Here is a 24,808-nt window from a genome sequence, read left to right as displayed (position 1 = left end):
CACCGCCGCGCGCTAGACCGGAGGCGGAGGAGATTCCGCCATGCTGACCCGCTGCCCCTGGGCGCCCGATGACGACCCGCTTTACGCCGCCTATCACGACACCGAATGGGGCGTGCCGGAATACGATGCCCGGGCGTTGTGGGAGAAGCTGATCCTCGACGGCTTCCAGGCCGGCCTCGCCTGGATCACCATTCTCAGGAAGCGCGAGACCATGCGCGAGGCCTTCGACGGCTTCGATCCGGAGATCATCGCCCGCTATGGCGAGGCCGATATCGAACGCCTGCTCGGCAATCCCGGCATCATCCGATCACGGTCGAAGATCAAGGCCGCGATCGGCAATGCGAAACTCTATCTCGACATGCGCGAGCGCGGCGAGAATTTCGCGGACTACCTCTGGGGCTATGTCGACGGCAGCCCCATTCAGAACCGTTTCGGGACCCTGCGTGATGTTCCCGCCTCGACACCGCTCAGCGAGCGGATGTCGAAGGATCTGAAGAATCGCGGATTCCGGTTTTGCGGCCCGGTCATCGTCTATGCTTTCATGCAGGCCACCGGGCTGGTGAACGATCACCTCGTCACCTGCCCGCGCCACGATCCGGTCCGTGCCCTTGCGAGGTAGTTCGATGAAACGCGCTTTTCTTCTTGCCCTGCCGCTGGCTCTGTCAGCCTGTTCCACACTCGATCTCGACCCGGCCGAACCGGGCGAGGCGCGCCAGATGTCGCGGGACGAATGCCGCATGGGCAATTCGCACGATCCGGCCGGTCCCGGCGACTGGGTGTGCGAGGACCAGGAAGGCCGCGGCGACCGGCGCATCGCCGATCCGAACTAGCGTCTGCTACACCGCGGAACTGACAAATGCGGCGGTCCGCGCCATAACGCGCTGCAACGAAGTCTTCACATTGTTGCGCGAGGCGCTGTCTTCATGAGCGACGTGATCATCCGGTCCACGGGATTGTGGACACCGCCCCATTCCATTTCCAACGCGCAGCTCGTGGAGAGCTACAACACCTATGCGGCGCGCTGGAACGAGGAGCATGCGGGCGAAATCGAACGCGGCGAGCGCGAGGCGAAACAGCCCTCCTCCGTCGAATTCATCGAAAAGGCCTCGGGAATCAAATCGCGCTACGCGATCGATCCGGACGGCATTCTCGACGCCAGCCGCCTGCGTCCGAAGGTCGAACCCCGCCCCGACGACGCACTCTGCCTGATGGCGGAAGCCGGCGTGGTGGCGGTGAAGGACGCGTTGGACCGTGTCGGGCTGGACGGCAGCGACGTCGACGGCGTGATCTGCTCGGCCACCTCGATGCAGCGCACCTATCCGTGCGTCGCGATCGAGATCCAGGACGCGATCGGCGCGACCGGTTTCGGCTTCGACATGAGCGTCGCGTGTTCCTCGGCGACCTTCGCGCTGCAGCAGGCGGTGAACGCGATCCGCTGCGGTCAGGCCAACCGGATCGTCGTCGTGACGCCCGAGATCACCACGCCGCAGCTGAACTACACCGACCGCGACAGCCACTTCATCTTCGGCGATGTCGCCGTGGCCGTGATTCTGGAGCGGGCCGACTGGGGCAATCCGGGCTGGAAAATCCTCTCCACCCGGCTGAAGACCCAGTATTCGAACAATATCCGCTCCAATCAGGGCTTCCTCAATCGCTGCGAGGAACCGGCGCGCGACGAGGACGAGATGCTGTTCGTCCAGAATGGCCGCCGCGTCTTCAAGGAAGTCTGCCCGATGGTGGCGGAGATGATCCTGCAGCACATGGGCGATTGCGGCCTGAAGCCCGACGACATGAAGCGCCTGTGGCTGCACCAGGCGAATTCCAACATGAACCGCGTCATCGCGCAGAAAGTCTTCGGCCGCGAATACGCGGACGCCGAGGCGCCGACCATTCTCGACGAGTTCGCCAACACGGCGGGCGCAGGCTCGGTCGTCTGCTTCCATCGCCACAACGATGATTTCGAATCCGGGGAGAAGGGATTGATCTGTTCCTTCGGGGCCGGATACTCGGTCGGATCGATTTTTGTCGAAAGAAGGATTGCCGCGTGAGGGACTGCGTCATCCGTTCGGTGGGCTGGCACGCCCCTGAAGAGAGCATTTCAAACGCCGAGCTCGTGAAGGTGTTCAACACCTGGGCCGAGGGCTGGAATGCGGAAAATGCCGACGCGATCGCGCGCGGCGAAGCGGAACCCAAGCCGCTGTCGAGTGAGGACTTCATCGTCTCGGCCTCGGGCATCAGGAACCGGCACGTCATCGACAAGCCGGGCCTGATGGATCTGAACCGGATGCGCCCCCGCCTGCCCCACCGCCCGAAGGAGGAGATGTCGGTGCAGGCCGAATTCGCCCTCCTCTCGGCGAGGAAGGCGCTGGCAAAGGCCAATCGTACGGCAGCGGACGTCGACGGCGTGATCGTCGCTTCCTCCGCGCAGCAGCGGAATTTTCCGGCCGTCGCGACCGAGATCCAGTCCGCGCTCGGCATCAACGGCTTCTCCTTTGACATGACGATGGCCTGCGCCTCGGCGATCTACGGCATGCAGCTGGCGCGCGACATGATCCGCTCCGGTTCGGCCGACGCGATCCTGATCTGCTGCCCGGAAATCATGAGCGCGATCAATCACTACCGCCGCCGCGAAGTGCATTTCATCTTCGGCGACGCCTCCGCCGCCGTGCTGCTTGAGCGCGGCGACCGCGAAGCCGGCGGCTGGGAAGTGCTCGGTACGCGGCTGGAGAATGCGTATTCCAACGCGCTGCGGTCCGACTTCGGCTTCCTCAATCACACCGAGTTCGAGGAAGGCGACAATTTCGAACCCTTCGTCGACCAGGACGGCCACCGCGTCTTCCGCGACGTCATTCCGATGGCCTCCGGCGTGGGGTCTGCCCTGATCGCCGATCTCGGGCTGAAACCCGCCGATGTGCGCCGCGCCTGGTTGCACCAGGCCAATATCCGCATCGTCCAGATGGTCGCCAAACGCGTCCTCGAGCGCGAACCCGATGCCGATGCCGCGCCGATCATCCTCGACGAATACGGCAACACCTCTTCGTCCAGCGTGCTGATGACATTCGACCTCAACAGCAACGACATGAAGCCGGGCGAACGTGGACTGATGTGCGCATTCGGTGCAGGCTATGGCTGCGGCGCGGCCGTGATCCAGAAACGCTGACCCTTCGGAGACATGCGATGACGCGGACGCTCACCCTGATGATTTCGGCGGCGAGTGCCGCGCTTCTTATGGCCTGCTCGCCGGAGAACCAGGTCCCCGTCGACGAGGAACTCACCAGCGCCGCCAGTGAAGTGGCCGACGAGGTCGCGACCCAGCTGCCGGACGTGACGCCGGCCGAGGGCGAGGGTGCGGACGAAGCCGCCGAACCCGATGACGCGGCCGAGGCGATGCTGCCGACGACCGATATCTTTCTCGCCGACCTGGCTTGGACCGGCGCGGTCCCGGCCGTCACCAACATGCGCAACGCCACGAACCACCCCGGCTACGACAACCAGCCGGCCTTCCTGCCGAACGGTCACGACTTCTTCTATTCCTCGGAATCCGATGGCGGTCTGACGGATATTCGCATCCATATCGCCACGTCCGGCAATAGCCAGCAGATCACCTCGACGCCGGATTCGGGCGAATATTCGCCGCGCAATTATGGCGCCACATCCGGCCTCTATTTTGTGCGGCAACTGGCCGACGGATCGACGCAGCATCTCGTCCACGCCAACGCCAACGGGTCGGACCCGCAGCCCGTCCTCGATCTGACGACGATCGGCTATTACGCCTTCAACGCCGACCGGTCGCAGGTCGCCCTCTTCGTCCTGGGCGAGACCTTCACGCTGCAGGTGGCGGACGTCGCCAGCGGCGAGACACAGATCGTCGCCGACGGGATCGGCCGGGCGCTCAACGCCGAGCCGGGCGGCGCGGCGGCGCTTTTCACCACCGGGAACGAGGAAGAAGGCTGGGCGCTCAACCGCTATGATTTCGACTCGGGCGAGACTGAAATGCTCTTCACCCTGCCGGGCATGAGCCAGGATTTCGCAGCCCATCGCAGGGCGGACGGCACGCTCGTCTATCTGTCGAGTGACGAAGGCACGCTCTACTCGCGCACCGCCGGCACGGAGTGGGCGCCGGTCGCGGATTTCCGCGGCGCGATGATCACCAACGTGACGCGCATGGCGGTCAGCGACGACGGCACCAGGCTGGCCGTGGTCGCTGACGACCGGAGCTTCTAGACCGCGGTGACCTCGGTGATCTTGTAGGTCAGATCGTCGCCATCGGCTTCGTGGATGGTGAGGTATTCGCCGAGCTTCAGCGTGTGATCGCCGAGCTTGTAGACCGGCTCGTCCGGGCCCTCGTCTTCCTCGTCATAGCGGAAATACCAGTTGTTTCCGCGATGGCTCAGCCAGCCGTCAGCGCGCTCGTCCGGATCGGGGTCGAAGCGCAGCACGGTGCATGTCTCCTTGTTCTCCCGCCACAGGCCGAGATCGAGACGCCCGTCCTTGTCGAGCGGCGCGACGATCACATAGCCCTGATGGTCGTCGCCATCGGGAAAGCCGGCATCGGGATTACGACCCAGTCGTAGCGTGACACGCATGAGGCCCATGAGGAGTCTCCTGTTTTTCTGTTGGTTCAGTGAGCCGCAAGAAGCGACGGTCCGTCAACGGCCTGAAAGAGCGACCGAGTGACGCCCCCGAAGACGAATTCGCGCAAGCGCGAATGGCCATAAGCGCCGGCGACAATCAGGTCCGCGCCTTTCGACGAATCGAGAATCGCTTCGCCGACATTGTCCGCGTCGTCGATATCGATCGTCCCGGCCCGGCAGCCGAGATCGGCCAGCCAGTCGATCAGGCGTTCCGGCGGGGCGCTGCGGCGATCCGAATAGTCGAGCCCCTTGTCAGACTGCAGCACCATGACGCGCTTGGCATTGGCGATGAGCGGGGCGGCTCCCACCGCGGCGCGGGCCGCTTCCTTCGACCCGTCCCAGGCGATGTGGATGGTTTCCGGCGGCATCATGCCGGCGCGCGCCGCGATCACCGGTACCTGCTCGTCGATCAGCACCGCCGTCACGAAATCGGCGAGCGGGCCGTTTCCAGCCATCGATTGGGGATCGGTCACGACATAGCGGGCCAGCCGCGCTTCGACCGCCACCTCGGACACCGTGCCGGAAACCCGGTAGAAGCGGCCGTCCGCCGCCAGGCTGTCGAAACCGGCGAGCACGCCCGAAAAGGTCTGTTTCGCCGTTTCCGCGCAGCGGTCGCTTTCCTCGCGGATCGAATCGACCGCGCCGGCCATGACCGTCGCGGCGGCGACGCCGGGCCCAGTCCACATCAGATAGGCCGAGGCGTCCGGCTCGACGAAGAGCCCGTCCAGTGTCGCCCCGATCCCGCGCGCCAGGCGCGCAGCGGCCTCCACGGTGGGGCGGTCCTTTTCGTCACCCTGCAAAGTGACCATGATGCGTTCGCGGGCCATGGGAGTGATCCTTCTGTTGGCAGCGCGCTTGATCTTCGCGGCACGGGTCTTAGGAAAGGCCGCCCGCCAGCCGAGTCGAGCTACAGGATAAGACTGACATGCCGAGAACGCGACCGACATCCGACAAAACGCCGCGAGCCTGGCAAAGGATGCTGTCGGGACGCAGGCTGGATCTCTTGAATCCCTCGCCCTTCGACATCGAGATCGACGACATCGCCCACGGCCTCGCCCGCGTGGCGCGCTGGAATGGCCAGACGCGCGGCGACCATGCCTTCTCGGTCGCCGAGCACAGCCTGGTGGTCGAACACATCACCGGATTTCTCTATCCCGATCTCGAGGCGAAATGGCGTCTCGCCGCCCTGCTGCACGACAGCTCGGAATACGTGATCGGCGACATGATCAGCCCGTTCAAGGCGGCGCTGGGCATCGACTACAAGCTGTTCGAGGAGAAGCTGGAGCACGCCGTCCACGCCCGCTTCGGCCTGCCCGCGAAAACGCCGGCCGAGGTGAAGCGCAAGATCAAGCGTGCCGATCATATCTGCGCCTGGTTCGAGGCGACCCAGATCGCGGGCTTCTCCGAGGCCGAGTCCAACGCCTTCTTCGGCAAGCCGCCTGCGGGCCTCGGCATCACGATCGACCCCGCCCCGCCGAAGGAGGCGCAGAAACGCTTCGTCGCTCGGTTCGAGACGCTGCTCGCCAACGTCGAGGCGGACGCCAGGCCGAGACGGAAACGCGCATGATCGGGTCCGGGGCGCTGATCGTTGGCCTCAACGCCGTCATCGTGGCGGTGGACGAGGACGCGCCCCAGCTTCTGGCCGTGCCGAGCGGCGAAGGCGCACCCGCCTTGCCCTTCGGCCCGTTCGATCCGAAGACCCACCGAACGTTCGAGATCGGCCTGCGCGAATGGGTCAGCGAACAGGCCCAGTTTCAGCTCGGCTATGTCGAACAGCTCTACACCTTCGGCGATATGGGCCGCGAAGCGCCGCTGGCGGAACTGACCGGCACGGACGGCGCACGCGTCATCTCCATCGGCTATCTCGCCCTGACGCCCGACACCTCCAACCCGCCCGAAGGCGGCGGCGTGTGGCGCGACTGGTACCGCTTCTTCCCGTGGGAGGATTGGCGCATCGGTGAGCCGGCCGTCATCGCGGCCGTCATTGCCCCGGCGCTGCGCCGCTGGGCGGATGAGGCCGGGTCGCCCGGCAAGCGGGAGGCCCGCCGCGACCGCCTCCGCATCGCCTTCGGCCTCGACGGCATGACCTGGAATGAGGAACGCGTCCTCGACCGCTATGAGCTGCTCTACGAGGTCGGCCTAGTGACCGAAGCGCGCCGCGACCGCGGCGACCGCGAAGCCGTGCCGGCCGGCATGGGTGAAGCGATGGCGTCCGACCACCGCCGCATTCTGGCGACCGCGATCAGCCGCCTGCGCGCCAAGGTGAAATACCGCCCGGTCGTGTTCGAGATCATGCCGGAACGCTTCACCCTCTCCCACCTGCAGCGCGTGACCGAGGCCATTGTCGGCTATCCGCTGCACAAGCAGAATTTCCGCCGCGCGCTCGACCGCTCCGGCTTCGTCGAAGGCACGGGGCGGATGGAAGCGCGCACGGGCGGCCGCCCCGCCGAGCTCTTCCGTTTCCGCCGCGAAGCCCTGCGCGAAGGCCCGGCCTCGGGCCTGGCAACGCCGAGGCTCAATCAGGGGTGATGGGCGTGGGGATTCAAGGCGTCGGGCAACATCTTGCAATGGTGGAAAAGCTTCCCAATCATCAGACGCGCAACTTCGATAGCTAACCGAGAGTTATTTCGTTCAGTGCGACAACCGTAGCAAACTTAGCGTAAAGCTCGTGCCATTAAAAAGACCGCCAAGAAGCTAAATAGCGGCAACAAAAAAGCGAATAATTTAAACAAACTAAAGTCGGACCACTCAAACAGTGATTGATTAATAATATAATTAATAATTAAAAACATGAATGGTAATGATAAAGAAACGACAACGATAGCAATTCTATAATATAGATTTGTACGAATGAAATTATTTCCTTTATAATTTTCAATTATAATGCGCTCACGCACTAAAGGTATGTATATTATTGTAATTAATATATTGAATATAAATAGATTTGACAAGTGAGCCATTCTAAATCGTCCACATATGAGCAGCAGCTGATCACGATCAGGAACATCAATATCCCGAGGCCAAGCACGACGCTATTCGAATCCATCGGTTCAGTGTGGCGGACGAACAGGCCGCGCGACCATTCGTGACACATATGTTGCGCTGCAGCGACGAAAGCGCATTGACCCGGACGGGTGCTCACCCTACTTAGGCTCTGAAAGAGCAAAAGGCGGCTGTACGACACAGCCGCCTGTCATCGGGCCCTATAAATGCTCAATATGAGCATAAGGAGGCGAAGAGATGGAACGCATTCTGACCGGCAATGGTGGCGGCTACGGCTTTGACGCCCCGGCGACCGCCTTCAATGACAATGAAGATCTGCCCTATACGGACGAGGTGAAGCGCGCGACCGACGCGATCTATGACCGCGTGAAGGACGTGATCCTGCCCGAGGAATGGCCCGCCCACGCGCCGCTGATCCATGCGATCAACACGCTGAAGCGGCAGAAGAATGCCGTCATCCTCGCCCACAACTACATGACGCCGGAAATCTTCCACGGCGTCGGCGATCTGATGGGCGACAGCCTCGCCCTCGCCCAGATGGCGGCGAAGACCGATGCCGACATCATCGTCCAGGCCGGGGTCCACTTCATGGCCGAGACGGCGAAAATCCTCGCCCCGGAAACGACCGTCCTGATCCCCGACATGCGCGCGGGCTGCTCGCTCGCCTCCTCGATAACCGGCCGCGACGTGGCACTGATCAAGGCGAAATATCCCGGCGTCCCGGTCGTCACCTATGTGAACACTTCCGCCGACGTGAAGGCCGAGGCCGATGTGTGCTGCACCTCCTCGAACGCGGTCCAGGTCGTGGAATGGGCCGCCAAGGAATGGGGCTCCGACACCGTCATCATGATCCCGGACGAGTATCTGGCGCGCAATGTCGCGGCCAATACCAGCGTCCGCATCCTGTCCTGGAAGGGGGCGTGCGAAGTGCATGAACGCTTCACCGCCGAAGATGTCGCGGCGCTGCGCGAAGCCCATCCCGGTGTCATCATCCTGACCCACCCGGAAAGCCCCTCCGCCGTGGTCAAGGCCGCCGATTTCGCCGGCTCGACCGCGGCGATGGCCGACTATGTGAAGCGCGAGAAGCCGGCGACCGCCGTCCTCCTCACGGAGTGCTCGATGAGCGACAATGTCGCGGTGGAGGCCCCGGCGACGAAATTCGTCCGCCCCTGCAATCTCTGCCCGCACATGAAGCGGATCAATCTCAGGAATATTTACGAAGCGCTGAAATACGAGCGTTACGCCGTCGAGGTCGATCCCAACATCGCCGAACGCGCTCGCCAGTCGGTGCAGCGCATGCTCGACCTGCCGAAGCCTGACAAACCCGCCCGCTTCGATCCGGCCCGCGAGGCCGGCCCGATCGAACTCGTGACGGTTTAGGAGCAACGAAGGTGGCAGACCGCCCCGTTCTCATCCTCGGCGCTGGCATCGCCGGTCTCTGGACCGCGCTGAAGCTGGCACCGCGCCCGGTCACGCTGGTGACGGGATCGCCGCTCGGGTCCGGTGCGGCGACCGGCTGGGCGCAGGGCGGCATCGCCGCCGCACTGGGCGAGGACGACAGCCCGGCCCTGCACGTGAAGGACACGCTCGCCGCCGGCGACGGCCTGACCTGTGTCCGGGCGGCGGGCCTGCTGGCCTCCGGCATCGCGGAGGAAGTCGCGGCGCTGCGGGCGCTGGGCGTGCCCTTCGATACCGACGCGAAGGGACGCCTCACCCAGGGCCTGGAGGCCGCCCATTCCCGCCCCCGCATCGCCCATGTCAGCGGCGATCGTGCCGGCGCGGCGATCCTGGACGTGCTGGTACGCGCGGTGCGCGCGGCGGACCACATCACGATCCGCGAGAGCTGGCGCGCCGTGGCACTGCTGCCGTCGCGCGATGGCGGCTGCGCCGGTGCGCTCTTGCAAGGCCCGGACGGCCAAACCGAGCCCGCCGAGGCGAACGACACCGTCCTCGCCATGGGCGGCGCGGGCGGTCTGTGGGACGTCTCGACCAGCCCCGCGGGCGCGCTGGGTCAGGCCATTGCCATGGCCGCGAGGATCGGCGCGGAAATCGCCGACCCCGAATTCGTCCAGTTCCACCCGACCGCGATGGATCTCGGCCGTGACCCCGCCCCGCTCGCCACCGAGGCGCTGCGCGGGGCTGGCGCCGTCCTGATCGACCGTGACGGCCGCCGACTGATGGACGGCGTGCACGACGCGCTCGACCTCGCACCGCGTGACATCGTTGCCCGCACCGTTCACCGCGCCCGCCAGACAGGCCGCAAGGCTTTCCTCGATGCGCGCGGCGCGGTGGGCGACACCTTCCCGGAGCGCTTCCCGACCGTCTTCGCGGCCTGTGCGGAGTCCGGGCTCGATCCGCGCACCACACCCATCCCGGTCGCCCCGGCGGCGCATTATCACTTGGGGGGCGTCTTCACCGGCATGGACGGCGAAACCAGCCTTCCCGGCCTGTGGGCCGTCGGCGAATGCGCCGCGAACGGCCTGCACGGCGCCAACCGGCTGGCCTCCAATTCCCTCGCCGAAGGCCTCGTCTTCGGTGCGCGCGTGGCGCATGCCATCCGCATGCACCCCGGCCCCGACCGCATCGCTCTGCGGGCCGAGGCGGCACCCGTCCTGCCGCCGCTCGCCCTGACGCGCCTCAGACAGGCCATGGGCGCGGAATGCGGCGTCGAACGTACGGGCGCGGGTCTCGAACGCCTCCGCGGCATTCTGGACGGGCTGGCCGCGCGCTATGGCGAGGCCGACCCGCTGCTGGCGGCGCGCTTCGTGGTCACGGGCGCGCTCCGGCGGCAGGAAAGCCGCGGTTCACACTGGCGGCTCGATTACCCGGCGAAGGCCGAGAGCGCCCGCCACACGCGCCTGGCGCTTGAAGATCTCGATGCGCCCGCCAACACGACCGAGGCCCGCCCCGCATGATGGTTCCGCCCCTGCCCCGCCATATCGTGGAAGATGCCGTGCGCCGCGCGCTGGCCGAGGATCTCGGCGGCGGCGGTGATCTCACCTCGCTTTCAACGCTGCCGGAAGATGCCGAAGGCCGCTACGAACTCCGCGCCCGCAAGAGCGGCGTCCTGTGCGGTCTCGAACCGGCGCTCGAAGCCTTCTGGCATTGCGGACCCGATCTGGAAATCGATGTCCGTCTCGATGACGGCGCGGCGCTGGAAAAGGGCTCCGTCGTCCTGTCGGTCGAAGGCCGCGTCCAGCCCATCCTCACCGCCGAGCGCACGGCGCTGAACTTCCTCGGCCGGATGAGCGGCATCGCGACGCTGACCGCGCAATTCGTCAAGGCGGTGGAAGGCACGGGCGGGCGCATCGTCCACACCCGCAAGACCACGCCCGGCCTGCGCGCCTTCGAGATCCAGGCCGTCCGCGCGGGCGGCGGCGGGGCGCACCGTTTCAATCTCGCCGATGCCATCCTGATCAAGGACAATCACGTCGCCGCGGCGGGCGGAGTCGGCGCAGCGGTCCGCGCGGCCCGCGCCCATGCCGGCCACATGGTCCGCATATCGACCGAGATCGACCGGCTGGATCAGTTGGCCGAAGCCATCGAGGCCGGGGCGGACGTCGTCCTCCTCGATAATTTCGGCCTCGACGACATGCGCGCCGCAGTCTCGCAGGCGAAGGGCAAGCTGGTGCTGGAAGCCTCTGGCGGCGTCGATCTAACGACTGTCCGCGCCATCGCCGAGACCGGTGTCGACATCATCTCGGTCGGCGCTCTCACCCATTCCGCTCCCAATTTCGATCTGGGGCTGGACGCGGTTTGACAGTGTCCTTTCCCTCCCCTTCAAGGGGAGGAACGCGAGTATTTCAGATAATTACTGACGTTTCCCGGACGGCGCAGCCGGTCCGGGATCCATGCAGCCTGCAATCTGGGCCCCGGTCTTCGCTTCGCGAAACCGGGGAGCGTCAAGGATGAAGCTCTCAGACTCCCGACGGACCTGTACTCACCGCCTCGAACCCCTCGGAAAACCCCGCTAACCTCCGCCGCGAACACGCGAGGAGAGCGAGATGAGAAAGCGCCACGACCATCCCGAAGGCCGGGTGGAGACGATCTGGGTCGACAGCAGGGCCGTCGCCAACAACGTTCTGGGCGCCCCGACGCGGCGGCGCATCGACGTTTACATCCCGCACGGGTCCGACGGGTCCGGCCTGCCGCTGCTCGTCGACATCGTCGGCTTCACCGCCGGCGGACCCGCCCACACCAACTGGAAGAATTTCGGCGAGAACGTCCCCGAACGCCTCGACCGGCTGATCGGCTCGGGCGAGATGCCGCCGGTCGTGTGCGCCTTCCCGGACTGTTTCACCCGCCTCGGCGGCAACCAGTACGTCAATTCCGCCGCGATGGGGAATTGGGACGACTTCCTGCTGCAGGAGGCCGTGCCGGCGGTCGAGAAAGCTTATGGCTGCGGCGGCGACGGCAGGCGCGGCCTGTTCGGCAAGTCCTCGGGCGGTTATGGGGCGATGGTTCACGCCCTGCTCCACCCGGACTTCTGGTCGGCGACGGCCTGCTATTCCGGTGACATGGGGTTCGAACTGATGTTCGCGGCCGACTTCGCCGAGACGCTGCGGCGGATCGACAAGCATGGCGGCTCGATCGAGCGCTTCATCGAGAAGTTCGAGAACGAGAACAAGCCGGACGGCAAGGACATCCACGCCCTGATGATCCTCGCCATGGCCGCGACCTACGACCCCGCGCCGGAGGAATTTCTCGGCATCCGCCTCCCCGTCACCATGGACACGTGCGAGCGCATCGAGGAACGCTGGGCAAACTGGATGAAGTGGGATCCGCTGGAGATGCTCGACGAGCACGGAGAGGGACTGAAGAAGCTCAAGGCGCTGTGGATCGAGTGCGGCGATGTCGACCAGTACAACCTGCTCTACGGCGCGCGGCGCATGACGAAACGCCTCACCGAAATGGGCGTGCCCCATACCTATGAGGAATTCCCCGACAACCATTCCGGTATCGACTACCGCATGGATCGCAGCCTGCCGGTTCTGGCGAAGGCGCTGACCGGCTAGGTCGGGGCGTTCGCCGTCGTCACCGCGACCGAGGTCGATCCGCGCACGACACCACCCGCGTCGACGAATTCCAGCCGGATCCGGTTGCGCGCCGGATCGTTGGCGATGGCCTGACCGCTCCCCCGCACCAGCACGGTGAAGGTGCGGACGGTGTTCTGATCATGGGTGAAGTTCAGCGTCGCGGCCGGCGCGGCCAGACAGGCGCCATTCGCATTCCCGGTGGTTTCGCACATCCGGACCGTGACGTTCGCGGCTGTCGCACGCATGGTCAGCGGGCTGCCGGTGCCGATATTCATCGACGCGACACCGATTGCGCCGCCTGAGGTGGTCGAGCCGAGATGAAGGATGCCGTCATTCGTGGCCGTCGCGGCTATGGCGATCACATCGGCGGGCTGTCCGGGGCCCGACGAAAACAGCAACTGGTTGACGCCGGGAAGCTGGATCGCCTGACCTGTCGAACAGCTGAACACGAATTCCAGCGGCTCGGTCGTGAACGGAATGGGCGCGTTGAAAAATTCCTCTTCCGGCCGGATCGCGATCACGAAGCTCTGATTGCCGCCCGCCGGTATATCGACCGGTGTGTTGATCGTGCCGGTCAGTGCGTTGGTGTTCGGATCTGTCGTCTGATAGCTGAATCCGACCTTGATCGCATTGAGCAGCGAGATCGAGCAATTCTCCGCCACCGCCTGGCCGCCGTTGACGATCGTGGCAAATGCCGTCGCCGTCCGTTCATAGGTGACCGAACGGCTGGACGGCAGAACGGCGGCAGAGATCTGGGTTTGCGCGATCGTCACAGTGTCGTTGACCGCAAAGCTTTCCGGCGGACTTCCGGCATTGTCGTTCGCGTCGCCGGTGTCGGGATCAACCGAAGTCAGCGCCACAGTGATGGGCACTCCACCGCCCGAGGCCGGGTTCGAGAAAATACCGGTCCGCAGGAAGGCCATCACGTCGGAACTGAAACTGGCCGTCTGCGACCCCGTCAGCCCGTCGCCGCCACGCGGCAGCGTGATGGTGAGGACATGGTTCTGGCTGCCGTCCTGCGAATACTCGATCGTCGGCTTCAGCGGATTGGTATTGCCGTCGAGATTGGTGTCGACCCAGGCACTATCGCTGTCGATCGAATAGACCGGGAACAGACGGTCAGGTCCTGGTGAACTTGGATTGAACTCGAAGCCATAGGCACCAATCCGCGTGCCTGCCGGACCCAGCGCCGTGAACCCGTTGAACGCGTAGGCCGCCGGCAGAGTGATCACGACCTGGTATGCCTGGCGCTGTCCGGAGGTGATCGCGCTGTCGAGCCGGAAACCCGTGTCGCGCCCGGGCGCGAGATCGCTAAATCTGGTCGTCTGCGTTACGGGGGCGGTGAAGACTGCAGGACCGTCTGGTCCCGCACCGGCGGCTTCAGGGTCGTCCCCGACCCCCAGTTCACCGCAACCTCCTAGCAGCGCGACCGCCGCAATCAGACCAAGTGCGCGCATATCAACCTCCCCGGACGATGTCGGAGGAGGTTAACGCATTTCGCGCCTCACGGGCGAAAATCCTGCGCTGCAATGCAAAACGCCGCCGGGGGAACCGGCGGCGTTCGTGTTCGTTATTCAGGTGCGCGGCCTTTAGAGATCGCGTTCCATCTCCGCCCGTTCGCGGCGGCTCGGGAAGCGATAGAAGATATGCTCGCCGATCGTGCGGGTGCGCACGAGCGAGCTCGACCAGTGCGGGTCGATCGCGACCGTATGGTAGTGCGTGGCATTGCGCGTAACCGGCGGTGCGAAACCGAGCATCACGTGCTCGGCGACGAGCTGAGCCCGGCGCCAGGCGCGGCCGCGCGGCGACCGATTGATCGAACCGTCGCAGGTGAAGCTGAACTGACAGCCCGACGCGCGCGTCGAACCCTCATACACAACACCGCAGACCGTATCGGGATAGGCCGAGTGGGCCACCCGGTTCATCACCACTTCCGCCACCGCCACCTGGCCGGCGAAGCCTTCGCCCCGCGCCTCGTAATAGACGGCGGTCGCAAGGCAATCGAGCTGCTCGGCTTCCAGCCGGGCGCGTTCGATATGCGTGCGGTCGAAGGTGCGCAATTCGGCCAGCGGGCGCGAGGCGACGCGCGTCACCCCGGTTTCCGGATTGGCATCGACACGCAGCGCGGCGAGCTGCAGCGAGCCCGGCGCGGACCAGTCGAGCGCGTCCTCGGCTTCGAGATAGCGTGAGGCGAGATTCTGCCAGTGGGCGGCATCTTCCTGCTGCTGGATACGGACACCGGCGAGCGGAAACATCGCTGCGAGGCTCGCAGCGAGTACCGAAACCGCAAGGGTCTTCAGGCCCGCGATCAGTCGCGGCCGGTTTTTCAAAATCGGCGTGGCGGTCATGTAACTCCGTCCCGTCGAATCACCCGTTCAACCTTACTGTGGCATTTACCACGAGACGCTGAACAGATGATGAAATTAGCGGGCCCGTCTAAATGACCCTCAATGCATGGTCAAGCGGGACTGATGCCCGCATATGGGTAACTGCCTTGCAATTGGCAAGCCGCTTTAATCAAGCCCAAGTCGATTCAAGACTTTATCGTCTATTCTTGAGGGTAGATTGCGCTGCAGCAAGCCGCGCGATCGGCACGCGGTATGGCGAGCAGGACACATAGTCGAGCCCGACCGAATCGCAGAAGGCGATCGAAGCCGGATCGCCACCATGTTCGCCGCAAATCCCCAGCTTCAGCCCCGGCCGCGCGGACCGGCCGCGTTCCGCGGCAATCCGCACCAGATCACCCACGCCGGACTGGTCGAGCGTGACGAACGGGTCTTTCTCGAAGATACCGGCCTCGATGTAGTCGCCGAGGAATTTGCCGGCGTCGTCGCGCGACAGGCCGAACGTGGTCTGCGTCAGGTCGTTGGTGCCGAACGAGAAGAATTCCGCCTCGATCGCGATTTCATCGGCGCGCAGCGCCGCGCGCGGCAGTTCGATCATCGTACCGACCGTATAGACCGGCGCGGTGCCGCTTTCCTTCTCCACCGCCTTGGCGATGCCTTCGATGCGGGCCTTCAGGATGGACAATTCCTTCGCCATCGCCACGAGCGGGATCATCACTTCGGCGACCGGACGCACGCCGGTCTTCTTCTGGACATTGACCTGCGCCTCGAAGATCGCGCGGGCCTGCATCTCGTAGATTTCCGGGAAGGTGATCCCCAGACGGCAACCCCGATGCCCCAGCATCGGGTTCGTCTCGCCCAGCGCCGCGGCGCGTTCCATCAGCGCTTTCGCCGACAGGCCGGTCGCCTTGGCCACTGCGTCCACGTCTTCTTCAGTGTGCGGCAGGAATTCGTGCAGCGGCGGATCGAGCAGGCGGATCGTGCAGGGCCGCTCTTCCATGATGGTGAAGATCTCTTCGAAATCCTGGCGCTGCATCGGCAGGATTTTCGCCAGTGCCGCGACGCGACCGGCCCGGTCTTCCGACAGGATCATCTCGCGCACCGCCGCGATGCGGTCGGCGTCGAAGAACATGTGCTCGGTGCGGCAAAGGCCGATGCCTTCCGCGCCGAATTCCTTCGCCGTCTGGACGTCGGCCGGGGTCTCGGCATTGGTGCGCACCTTCATGCGCCGTGCCTTGTCGGCCCACACCATCAGCGCCGCGAAATCGCCGGTCAGTTCCGGCTTGATCATCGGCACCGCGCCGCTCAGCACTTCGCCGGTGGCACCGTCGATGGTGATGAAATCGCCCTGCTTCACCGTGCGTCCGCCGACGGTAAAGGACTTTTCCGCATAGTTGATCTTGATCGACCCCGCGCCGGAAACGCAGGGCCGGCCCATGCCGCGCGCCACCACGGCGGCGTGGCTGGTCATGCCGCCGCGCGCGGTGACGATGCCCTGCGCGGCGTGCATGCCGTGAATGTCTTCCGGGCTGGTCTCGATGCGGACGAGAATGACCTTCTCGCCGTGCGCGGCCATGGCCTCGGCCTCGTCGCTGTCGAACACGACGACGCCCGCCGCCGCACCCGGCGACGCCGGCAGACCGGTGGCCAGCACGTCGCGCTGGGCGCTTTCGTCGATCATCGGGTGCAGCAGCTGATCGAGTTGCGCGGGGTCGACGCGCAGGATCGCCTCGTCCTCGGTGATCAGGCCTTCCTTCGCCATGTCGACGGCAATCTTCAGCGCCGCCTTGGCGGTGCGCTTGCCGTTGCGGGTCTGCAGCATCCAGAGCCGGCCGCGCTCGACCGTGAACTCGATGTCCTGCATGTCGCGGTAGTGGCGCTCCAGCTTGGAGAAGACTTCCGCCAGCTCGTTATAGCTGTCAGGCATCGCCTCCTGCATGGAGGGGGCCTTGTCGCCCATCTTCTCGCGCATGTCCTTGGTCAGGCATTGCGGCGTACGGATGCCGGCAACGACGTCCTCGCCCTGCGCATTGACCAGAAACTCGCCATAGAAGGCGTTCTCGCCGGTGGACGGGTCGCGGGTGAAGGCAACGCCGGTGGCGCTTGTCTCGCCCATATTCCCGAACACCATGGCCTGGACGTTCACCGCCGTGCCCCAGCTCGCCGGGATGTCGTGCAGGCGGCGATAGGTCTTGGCCCGGTCGTTCATCCAGCTGGCGAAGACCGCACCGATCGCGCCCCACAGCTGTTCGCGCGGATCGGACGGGAAGTCGCGGCCCAGCGCCTTGGCGGCGGCGGCCTTGTAATCGCGGACGATCTCTTCCCAGTCCTCGGCCGACAATTCGGTGTCGAGCGTGAAATCGTTCTCTTCCTTGAACGTCTCCAGGATCTCCTCGAACATCGAATGGTCGAGGTCCAGAACGACGTCGGAATACATCTGGATGAAGCGGCGATAGCTGTCATAGGCGAAGCGGCGGTCGCCGGAGAGCTGCGCCAAGCCTTCCGCGGTCTCGTCATTGAGCCCGAGATTGAGCACCGTATCCATCATGCCCGGCATCGAGGCGCGGGCACCGGAGCGCACCGAGACGAGCAGCGGATTCTTCGGATCGCCGAACGCCTTGCCGGTCACGCCTTCAAGCTTCGCCAGCGCGGTCTCGACCTGTTCGTTCAGTCCGCCCGGCCATTGCTTGCCGCCGTCGTAATAGGCGTTGCAGGCACTCGTCGTGATCGTGAAGCCCGGCGGCACGGGCAGGCCCAGCTTGGCCATCTCGGCCAGGTTCGCGCCCTTGCCCCCCAGGAGTTCGCGCATCGAGGCCTCGCCCTCGCTGTCACCCCCGCCGAACGCATAGACCCACTTGGTGCCGCTCATGCTCTTCTTCCTTCTCTGCTTCCGTGGAGGAAGCCGAATTCTCTCTCCCTCCCCCATCGGGGGAGGGTTGGGGTGGGGGGAATTCGAAGGTGTCTCACCCCACCCTGGCCCACCCCACAAGGGGAGGGAAAACTGCCCTTCTACCCCCTCACCCGGCCCTTGCCCCGCCTTCGCGGGGGCCTAGCGGGCCACCCTCTCCCTCAACGGAGAGGGAAAGTAGCGCCGAACCGGACTCCCTCTCCCTATGAGGGAGAGGACTGGGGTGAGGGGTCTACCCCTCGATTCTCGACAGATCGGCCACGACATGCGCGTCCGACCTTATACGCGCCAGCAGACGAAGCCTGTTGCGCCGCAACATGGCGTTATCGGCATTGACCGTGACCTTGTCAAAGAAGGCATCGACCGGCCCGCGCAGCACGGCGAGCGAGCGCATCGCGCCCTCGAAATCCTCGGTTTCGACCGCCACTTTCACATCGTTCGAGGCGGTCTCTAGCGCCGCGATCAACGCGGTTTCTTCCGGCTGCAGATCGCCGGTCAGATAGTCCGCATCGAGCGCGCCATCGCCCAGATCGGCGGCGAACCCGCTCGCATCCTTCTTTTCCTCGGCCTTGAGGATATTCGCCGCGCGGCGATAGCCGGCGAGCAGCGCCGCCCCGTCCTCGCTGTCGAGGAAGGCCTGCAGCGCACGGGCGCGGTTGGTGACGCGGACGAGATCATCGTCGCCGAGGGCAAACACGGCATCGATCACGTCATGCCGCACGCCCTCGTCCTTCAGATGGACTTTCAGGCGGTCGGCGAAGAAGGCGAGGATGCCGCTGTTGGACATCAACACAGCCATGAAGGCCCATCCGGTCGAGACCGAAACAACGCCTGAAAAGTATCGAGCTTTAATCGAGACTGATCCCGAAGGCTTCGCCTCAGCAATCACATCAGAGAGCTTATCGAGATCACTTGCAGAAAATTTGCCCTGGATGGATATGACAGGTGATTTCTCAAGCTGTGGGACAACAATAGCCAAAGCGCGGTGGATGACGTCACTTACGGAAAGACGAATGCTGTTTTCCAACAACACGCGGATCACCCCCAGCGCAGCACGCCGCAGCGCGAACGGGTCTTTCGAGCCCGTTGGCTTTTCGTCGATCGCCCAGAAGCCCACCAGCGTGTCGAGCTTGTCGGCGAGCGCCACCGCGGCGCTGACCGGCGCGGTCGGCACGGCGTCGGACGGGCCCTGCGGCTTGTAGTGATCGCGGATCGCATCGGCGATCTGGCGGAGCCCGTCCTCGGATAGCCCCGAGAGAACTCCCCCCTCCACCACTTCGTGGTCCCCCTCCCCCGCAGGCGGGGGAGGAAAATCGCCGCCCTGCTTTCCTCCCCCGTTCACGGGGGAGGTGGCGGCGGAGCCGACGGAGGGGGGATTATTCTTCAGAACTTCCAGCACATAATACCGGCCCATCACCCCCTGAAGCTCGGGGAATTCATAGACCATCTGCGACACGAGATCGGCCTTGGCCAGGCGCGCGGCGCGCTCTGCCAGATCCGGGTCCGCGCCGACCGACGGCGCGAGTTCGCGGGCGAGCGCGGCGACGCGTTCCACCTTGTCGGCGACCGTCCCCAGCTTCTCGTGGAAGGTGACCTTGGACAGGTCTTTCGCCATGTCCTCGAGCCCGCGGGCGATGTCCTTGTCCCAGAAGTGGCGCGCGTCACTGAGGCGCGCGGACAGCACGCGGGCATTGCCCGCCGCGATGGCCTTGCCGCCATCGGGGGCGTCCTGGTTGGCGACGACGACGAAGTTCGCCGCGAGCGAGCCGTCGGCCCGCGCCACCGCGAAATACTTCTGGTGCGTCTTCATCGTCAGCTGGATGACTTCCGGCGGCAGGTCGAGGAAGTCCGGGTCCATCTGCCCGAGAATGGCGATCGGCCATTCCGCAAGACCCGCGACCTCGCTTAAGAGCTCCTCGTCCTCGACGAGTTTGAGGCCCGCATCGGCGCAGACCTTCGCCGCCTGCTCGGCGATCATCGCCATGCGGTCGGCGCGTTTGAGGACGACCTTGCCCTTGTCGCGCAGCGTCTTTTCGTAATCGGCGAAATCGGTAACCGCGAACGGGCCGCGCCCCATGCGGCGGTGGCCTTCGGTCTCATTGCCGGTGGCGATGCCGAACACCGCGAACGGCACGACATCGCCGTCGAGCAGGCAGAGGACACGCTGCAGCGGACGGACCCAGCGCTGCGTCCTGTCGCCCTCGCCGAACTTCATCGATTTCGGCCAGGGGAAGTCCTTCGCGATCTGCGGGACGGCGGCGGCGATCACGTCCGCCGTCTTGCGCCCCGGCGTCTCGATGATGGCGACGTAGAAGCTGCCCTTCTTGTCCTCACGGACTTCGCATTGGTCGAGGCTGGCGACGCCCGCCCCGCGCATGAAGCCTTCGAGCGCCTTTTCCGGCGCATCGGTGCGCGGTCCCTTGCGTTCCTCGCGCACGGCCTCGGTCTCGACCGGCAACCCCTCGATCACGCAGCCCAGACGGCGCGGACCGGAGAAGGTCTCGAAGCTGTCCCAGCCGAGACCGGCTTCCTTCAACGCGGCGGACAGCAGGCGTTCGAGATCGGCTTCCGCCCGCGCCTGCATGCGCGCCGGAATTTCCTCGGAGAAGAATTCGAGAAGCAGCTGGGCCACGTGTACGTCAGATCCTAACCGGCAAAGACTTTCTGGAAGGCCGGGCGCGACTGGACGCGCTCGACATAGGCCTTGATGCCCGGCTTGGCCGGGAACATGCCGAATTGCGTCGCCCATCCGAGCGCACCGCCGATCAGCACGTCGGCGGCGGTAAACCACTCGCCGAAGAGATACGGGTTCGCCTTCGACACGCGGTCTTCCAGCACGTCGACGACCAGCTCCACACTGCCCCAGCCGGCCGACTGGCGCGGGATCTCGACCTTGGTATTGGCCTGCATCATGGCCGGATCGATCGCCGCGCTCTGGTAGACGACCCAGCGCAGATACTCGCCGCGGCGGGGGTCATCGAGACCCGGCGCGAGATCGTTCGGCGTCTTGTACTTGTCGCAGAGATAGATCGCGATGGCGCTCGTTTCGGTGACGACGGTATCGCCGTCGACGATCACCGGGATCTTGCCCATCGGATTGATCGCGAGGAATTCCGGCGTCCGCATCGACCCGTCTTCATAGGCGACCGGCTTGATCTCGTAGTCGATGCCGAGCTCTTCCAGCAGCCAGTGCGTCAGCGCCGCCCGCGATTGCGGATTGTGGTAAAGCTGTACCGTCATGCGGACGCCTCCATCGGATTGAATTTCACCCCACCCCGGCCCTCCCCTCCAGGGGAGGGAGTGGCGCTGGCGTATTCCTCCCTCCCCCCACGGGGGAGGGTTGGGGTGGGGGGCAGTTCAGCAGAGTGGAAAAAATTCATCACGCCGCCCCCTTCTTGAGGCTGACCCACGCCTCGGCGCAGCCCTTGGCCAGCTCTCTTACCCGCGCGATCCAGCTGGCGCGTTCGGCAACAGAGATCGCCCCGCGCGCTTCGACCAGGTTGAACAGGTGCGAGGCCTTGAGACAGTAGTCGTATGCCGGTAGCGGCAGCGGCGGATCGAGCGCCAGCAGCGCGCGGCACTGGTTTTCCGCGTCGGTGAATTGCCGCATCAGCATGTCGACGTCGGCATGTTCGAAGTTGAACGCCGAATACTGCCGCTCGGCCTCCTGGAAGACGTCGCCGTATTTCAGGCCCGCCCCGTTGAAGTCGAGGTCGTAGACGTTCTCCACGCCCTGCACATACATGGCGAGGCGTTCGAGCCCGTAGGTCAGCTCGCCGGAGACAAGCTCGACATCGAGCCCGCCGACCTGCTGGAAATAGGTGAACTGGCTGACTTCCATCCCGTCGCACCACACCTCCCAGCCGAGGCCCCAGGCCCCGACGGTCGGGTTCTCCCAGTCGTCCTCGGCGAAGCGCACATCATGCAGGTCGCGGTCGATCCCGATGGCGTCGAGCGAGCCGAGATAGAGGTCCTGCAGATTGGCCGGGGACGGCTTCAGCAGCACCTGGAACTGGTAATAGTGCTGCAGCCGGTTCGGGTTCTCGCCATAGCGCCCGTCAGACGGCCGCCGCGAGGGCTGAACATAGGCCGCGCGCCACGGCTTGCCGCCGAGCGAGCGCAGCGTCGTCGCAGGGTGCAGCGTGCCGGCCCCGACCTCGACGTCATAGGGCTGGAGAATCGCACAGCCCTGCTCGCCCCAATAGCGCTGCAGGGTGAGGATGAGGTCCTGGAAGGAGGGCGCGGCCATGGGTCCGGTCATGCTTGAAGAAACACCGCCGGGCAAGCCCGGCGCGAAGGCGGGCGGACCCTAGGCAGGAAGCCCGCCCCGATCAAGCAGAGGAATCCTCTTTGTCCTGCGGCGAAATGCGGCTCTCCACCGCGCGCTTCGCAGCTTCGGCCGCCTGGTTCCTCCGCCGCCGCACCGGCGTGCGGAACACGCCCCACAGAAAGGCGGCCAGAACGATGAGGAGCAGCGTGATCCCGAGCATGGCAGTGGAGTAGCGCGCTTCAACCGGGAATCCAACAAAGCTTCCCCTCGCCCCCTTTAGGGGGAGAGGATGGCGCGCAGCGCCGGGTGAGGGGGACAGCCTCACTCTTCGATTACAGAGCAGAACCCCTCATCCGCCCCGACGGGCACCTTCTCCCCTTCAAAAAGGGGAGAAGGGAATGACATGAAAAACCGACGCTCCCCGGTTTCGCGTCAGCGAAGACCGGGGTCCAGCAGGATCCCGGACCACGCTCCGCGCGACCGGGAGACGTCCGAAAACTAAAGCACCAGCCCCGCCTTTCCCCTCAGGATCGCGTCGGCTTCGGCGGAGTATTGCCCGCCCGCGCCGTCATGCAGGACCAGCGGCGGGAGCATTGACAGCGGCCCTTTCGCGTCGCGGGTCGCGGCAACGATCACCCGCTTCGCCGGCGCATCCGCGCGGGGATGGACCGGCTTGACGACGACATCGCCCCAGCGGGCATTCAGGAGGAAGAGCAGATCGCCGAGCCGGTCGGCGCGGTGGATCACGGTCAGCCGCCCACGCGGCTTCAGCGTCTTGCGCGCCGCCGCGATCCAGTCCGCCAGCACCGTATGCCCGGTCAGATAGGCGCGCGTTTTCCCGGCCTTGGGGGCGCGCATCGACTTCGGATCGTCGAAGAAGGGCGGATTGAAGAAGACCTGGTCCGCTGGTCCCCAATTCGCCGGCTCGGCGACGTCACCCAGCGCGAAACCCACCCGGTCCGCCATCGCATTGGCGTCAGCATTGCCCTCAGCCAGTGCGACCATGTCCGGGTCGATATCCACTCCGGTGAAGTGGCAGCCCGTCAGCCGCGATGCCGCACACAGGCTGGCCGTCCCGGCGCCGCAGCCCAGCTCGACCAGCCGTTCGCCCGGTTTCGCGTTCAGCGCCGCGGCCAGCAGCACCGCGTCGATCCCGGCGCGGAATCCGTCATCGGGCTGGGTCAGGGTGATGCGGCCATCGAGGAAGCGGTCTTCGCTCACTCGCTCTCGCCCTTCGCGATCTCGGCAAAAGCCTCTTCCAGCAGCTGCCTTGCCTCTTCGGCATCCTCGTCGGCCACCAGAAGGCGCGGACGCAGCTGTTTCAGACTGCCGCCATAAAGGCTCGACGCCTGATCGTCAGTCACGAAGCAGGGAATCCCTGCCTCTTTCAGCACCGCCTGAACGAAGGACATCTCCACCGGATCATTCGTTCTGTGCACCTCGATCATGCCCGCACCTTTCATCTTCGGCCGCATATTGTATCTCACCCGCAAAAGCATGCGACGAAAACGCGCCGCATGCGCCGCTTGCCGCCGGACGGGCCCATTCCTATTGTCTGGCATTCAACCGCGGGGCGCCGCAGGGGAATGAGCTTGGACACCACGGTCACAGCGGGCAAGGCGCCCACCGCCGAATTGAACGCGGCCGAACGGCTCGCCGACATGGCGCAGTCCGATATGCGCCGCGTCGATGCCCTCATCCTCGACCGCATGGGCAGCCCGGTTCCGCTGATCCCGAAACTGGCACGCTATCTGGTCGAGGCTGGCGGCAAGCGCATCCGGCCCCTGATCACGCTCGCGACCGCACGCATGTTGAGCTATGAGGGCGACGCGCAGCTGAAACTCGCCGCGGCCGTCGAATTCATCCACACCGCGACCCTGCTGCACGATGACGTGGTCGACGAGAGCGACCTGCGGCGCGGCCGCAAGTCCGCGAACATCGTCTGGGGCAATGCGCCGAGCGTCCTCGTAGGCGATTTCCTCTTCGCGCGCGCCTTCATGCTGATGGTCGACGCCGAATCGCTGCCCGCCCTGCATTCCCTGTCGCGTGCCGCGAGCGTCATCGCCGAAGGCGAAGTGCGCCAGCTCGCCGCGACCGGCGACGTGAACGTGTCCGAAGCGTCCTACCGCGCCATCATCGAAGCAAAGACAGCGGCCCTGTTCGCTGCGGCTGCCGAAGTCTCCGGCATCGTCGCGAACCGCACCGAGGACGAGATCGCCGCGCTCGACCGCTATGGCCGCGAGATCGGCCTCGCCTTCCAGCTGGTCGACGACATGCTCGACTATGGCGGCCTGTCCGCGACGCTCGGCAAGAAGACCGGCGATGATTTCCGTGAAGGCAAGGTGACCCTGCCCGTCACGATCGCGATCGCGGCGGCCAATGACGAGGAACGCGCCTTCTGGACCCGCGTCATCGCGGACAAGGACCAGAAGGACGGCGACTTCGAACACGCGCTGGACCTGATCACGAAGCATGGCGCGCTGCAGGCCACGCTCGAAGCCGCTCGCACGCATGCGGCCAATGCCCGCGAGGCGCTTTCCGGCTTCCCCGACAATGTCTGGAAGACCGCGCTGACCGACCTGGCCGACTTCGTCGTCGAGCGCGCGCACTAA

At 65.2% G+C, this 24,808-nt stretch carries 23 protein-coding genes; 12 read left to right on the top strand and 11 right to left on the bottom strand.

Features of this window, described 5'->3' with window-relative positions; genetic code table 11:
- Nucleotides 1-40 precede the first annotated feature (40 nt).
- From L5876_RS13465 to L5876_RS13445, 5 genes are all read left to right on the top strand, one after another.
- A complete protein-coding gene (locus L5876_RS13465; RefSeq protein ID WP_236956879.1) occupies nucleotides 41-619 on the top strand; it encodes a DNA-3-methyladenine glycosylase I in 579 nt (192 codons plus the stop codon).
- 4 nt (nucleotides 620-623) lie between these two features.
- Nucleotides 624-830 (top strand): hypothetical protein, encoded by a 207-nt coding sequence (locus L5876_RS13460; RefSeq protein WP_236956878.1) that lies wholly within the window; start codon nucleotides 624-626, stop codon nucleotides 828-830.
- Nucleotides 831-923: 93 nt separating this feature from the next.
- Nucleotides 924-2,048: a beta-ketoacyl-ACP synthase III gene (locus tag L5876_RS13455; protein WP_236956877.1), complete on the top strand. Its 1,125-nt coding sequence runs from the start codon at nucleotides 924-926 to the stop codon at nucleotides 2,046-2,048.
- Nucleotides 2,045-3,160 carry a beta-ketoacyl-ACP synthase III gene (locus L5876_RS13450; protein ID WP_236956876.1) on the top strand — a complete coding sequence of 372 codons (1,116 nt, stop codon included), beginning with the start codon at nucleotides 2,045-2,047 and terminating at the stop codon, nucleotides 3,158-3,160. Before L5876_RS13455 ends, L5876_RS13450 begins: the two co-directional genes overlap by 4 nt.
- A 17-nt stretch (nucleotides 3,161-3,177) precedes the next feature.
- Nucleotides 3,178-4,224, top strand: a complete 1,047-nt coding sequence (locus L5876_RS13445; protein ID WP_236956875.1) for a hypothetical protein — start codon at nucleotides 3,178-3,180, stop codon at nucleotides 4,222-4,224.
- Here the strand turns inward: L5876_RS13445 and L5876_RS13440 are convergent.
- Nucleotides 4,221-4,595: a hypothetical protein gene (locus L5876_RS13440; RefSeq protein WP_236956874.1), complete on the bottom strand. Its 375-nt coding sequence runs from the start codon at nucleotides 4,593-4,595 to the stop codon at nucleotides 4,221-4,223. The genes L5876_RS13445 and L5876_RS13440 overlap by 4 nt on opposite strands.
- A 26-nt stretch (nucleotides 4,596-4,621) precedes the next feature.
- Complete coding sequence (locus L5876_RS13435) at nucleotides 4,622-5,461, bottom strand: universal stress protein (RefSeq protein ID WP_236956873.1); 840 nt, start codon at nucleotides 5,459-5,461, stop codon at nucleotides 4,622-4,624.
- 98 nt (nucleotides 5,462-5,559) lie between these two features.
- Between L5876_RS13435 and L5876_RS13430 the strand changes: the two genes are divergently transcribed.
- From L5876_RS13430 to L5876_RS13405, 6 genes are all read left to right on the top strand, one after another.
- The gene (locus tag L5876_RS13430; RefSeq protein ID WP_369281044.1) at nucleotides 5,560-6,201 is read left to right on the top strand and encodes an HD domain-containing protein; all 642 of its coding nucleotides are present in this window, start codon (nucleotides 5,560-5,562) and stop codon (nucleotides 6,199-6,201) included.
- Complete coding sequence (locus L5876_RS13425) at nucleotides 6,198-7,163, top strand: NAD regulator (protein WP_236956871.1); 966 nt, start codon at nucleotides 6,198-6,200, stop codon at nucleotides 7,161-7,163. The genes L5876_RS13430 and L5876_RS13425 overlap by 4 nt, the downstream gene beginning before the upstream one ends.
- A gap of 711 nt (nucleotides 7,164-7,874) precedes the next feature.
- Nucleotides 7,875-9,017, top strand: a complete 1,143-nt coding sequence (gene nadA, locus L5876_RS13420) for a quinolinate synthase NadA (protein WP_236956870.1) — start codon at nucleotides 7,875-7,877, stop codon at nucleotides 9,015-9,017.
- A gap of 11 nt (nucleotides 9,018-9,028) precedes the next feature.
- Nucleotides 9,029-10,552 (top strand): L-aspartate oxidase, encoded by a 1,524-nt coding sequence (locus L5876_RS13415; RefSeq protein ID WP_236956869.1) that lies wholly within the window; start codon nucleotides 9,029-9,031, stop codon nucleotides 10,550-10,552.
- Nucleotides 10,549-11,397 (top strand): carboxylating nicotinate-nucleotide diphosphorylase, encoded by an 849-nt coding sequence (gene nadC / locus L5876_RS13410; RefSeq protein ID WP_236956868.1) that lies wholly within the window; start codon nucleotides 10,549-10,551, stop codon nucleotides 11,395-11,397. The genes L5876_RS13415 and nadC overlap by 4 nt, the downstream gene beginning before the upstream one ends.
- Nucleotides 11,398-11,641: 244 nt before the next feature.
- Nucleotides 11,642-12,652, top strand: a complete 1,011-nt coding sequence (locus tag L5876_RS13405) for an alpha/beta hydrolase family protein (protein WP_236956867.1) — start codon at nucleotides 11,642-11,644, stop codon at nucleotides 12,650-12,652.
- Here L5876_RS13405 and L5876_RS13400 read toward each other — a convergent pair.
- From L5876_RS13400 to L5876_RS13360, 9 genes are all read right to left on the bottom strand, one after another.
- Nucleotides 12,649-14,130, bottom strand: a complete 1,482-nt coding sequence (locus L5876_RS13400) for a hypothetical protein (RefSeq protein WP_236956866.1) — start codon at nucleotides 14,128-14,130, stop codon at nucleotides 12,649-12,651. The two genes, L5876_RS13405 and L5876_RS13400, sit on opposite strands and share 4 nt — an antisense overlap.
- A 132-nt stretch (nucleotides 14,131-14,262) precedes the next feature.
- On the bottom strand, nucleotides 14,263-15,021 hold the full coding sequence (locus L5876_RS13395) for a cell wall hydrolase (RefSeq protein ID WP_236956865.1): 759 nt from the start codon (nucleotides 15,019-15,021) through the stop codon (nucleotides 14,263-14,265).
- A gap of 193 nt (nucleotides 15,022-15,214) precedes the next feature.
- Nucleotides 15,215-17,887: a pyruvate, phosphate dikinase gene (ppdK, locus tag L5876_RS13390; RefSeq protein ID WP_236956864.1), complete on the bottom strand. Its 2,673-nt coding sequence runs from the start codon at nucleotides 17,885-17,887 to the stop codon at nucleotides 15,215-15,217.
- Nucleotides 17,888-18,158: 271 nt separating this feature from the next.
- Nucleotides 18,159-20,558 carry a glycine--tRNA ligase subunit beta gene (gene glyS / locus L5876_RS13385; RefSeq protein WP_236956863.1) on the bottom strand — a complete coding sequence of 800 codons (2,400 nt, stop codon included), beginning with the start codon at nucleotides 20,556-20,558 and terminating at the stop codon, nucleotides 18,159-18,161.
- A gap of 14 nt (nucleotides 20,559-20,572) precedes the next feature.
- Entirely contained in the window at nucleotides 20,573-21,166 is a 594-nt protein-coding gene (locus tag L5876_RS13380) for a glutathione S-transferase family protein (protein WP_236956862.1), read from the bottom strand.
- A 139-nt stretch (nucleotides 21,167-21,305) separates the two neighbouring features.
- Nucleotides 21,306-22,187 carry a glycine--tRNA ligase subunit alpha gene (locus L5876_RS13375; RefSeq protein ID WP_236956861.1) on the bottom strand — a complete coding sequence of 294 codons (882 nt, stop codon included), beginning with the start codon at nucleotides 22,185-22,187 and terminating at the stop codon, nucleotides 21,306-21,308.
- Nucleotides 22,188-22,257: 70 nt separating this feature from the next.
- Nucleotides 22,258-22,416: a hypothetical protein gene (locus L5876_RS13370; protein WP_236956860.1), complete on the bottom strand. Its 159-nt coding sequence runs from the start codon at nucleotides 22,414-22,416 to the stop codon at nucleotides 22,258-22,260.
- A gap of 278 nt (nucleotides 22,417-22,694) precedes the next feature.
- The gene (locus L5876_RS13365; protein ID WP_236956859.1) at nucleotides 22,695-23,417 is read right to left on the bottom strand and encodes a methyltransferase; all 723 of its coding nucleotides are present in this window, start codon (nucleotides 23,415-23,417) and stop codon (nucleotides 22,695-22,697) included.
- Nucleotides 23,414-23,671, bottom strand: a complete 258-nt coding sequence (locus tag L5876_RS13360) for a DUF2007 domain-containing protein (RefSeq protein ID WP_236956858.1) — start codon at nucleotides 23,669-23,671, stop codon at nucleotides 23,414-23,416. Before L5876_RS13360 ends, L5876_RS13365 begins: the two co-directional genes overlap by 4 nt.
- Nucleotides 23,672-23,782: 111 nt before the next feature.
- Between L5876_RS13360 and L5876_RS13355 the strand changes: the two genes are divergently transcribed.
- Nucleotides 23,783-24,808, top strand: coding sequence for a polyprenyl synthetase family protein (locus L5876_RS13355; protein WP_369281043.1), 1,026 nt, complete (start codon nucleotides 23,783-23,785; stop codon nucleotides 24,806-24,808).

Source organism: Hyphobacterium sp. SN044 (genome assembly GCF_021864465.1).
GTDB lineage: Bacteria > Pseudomonadota > Alphaproteobacteria > Caulobacterales > Maricaulaceae > Hyphobacterium.
This window is presented reverse-complemented; position numbering and strand designations above follow the sequence as displayed.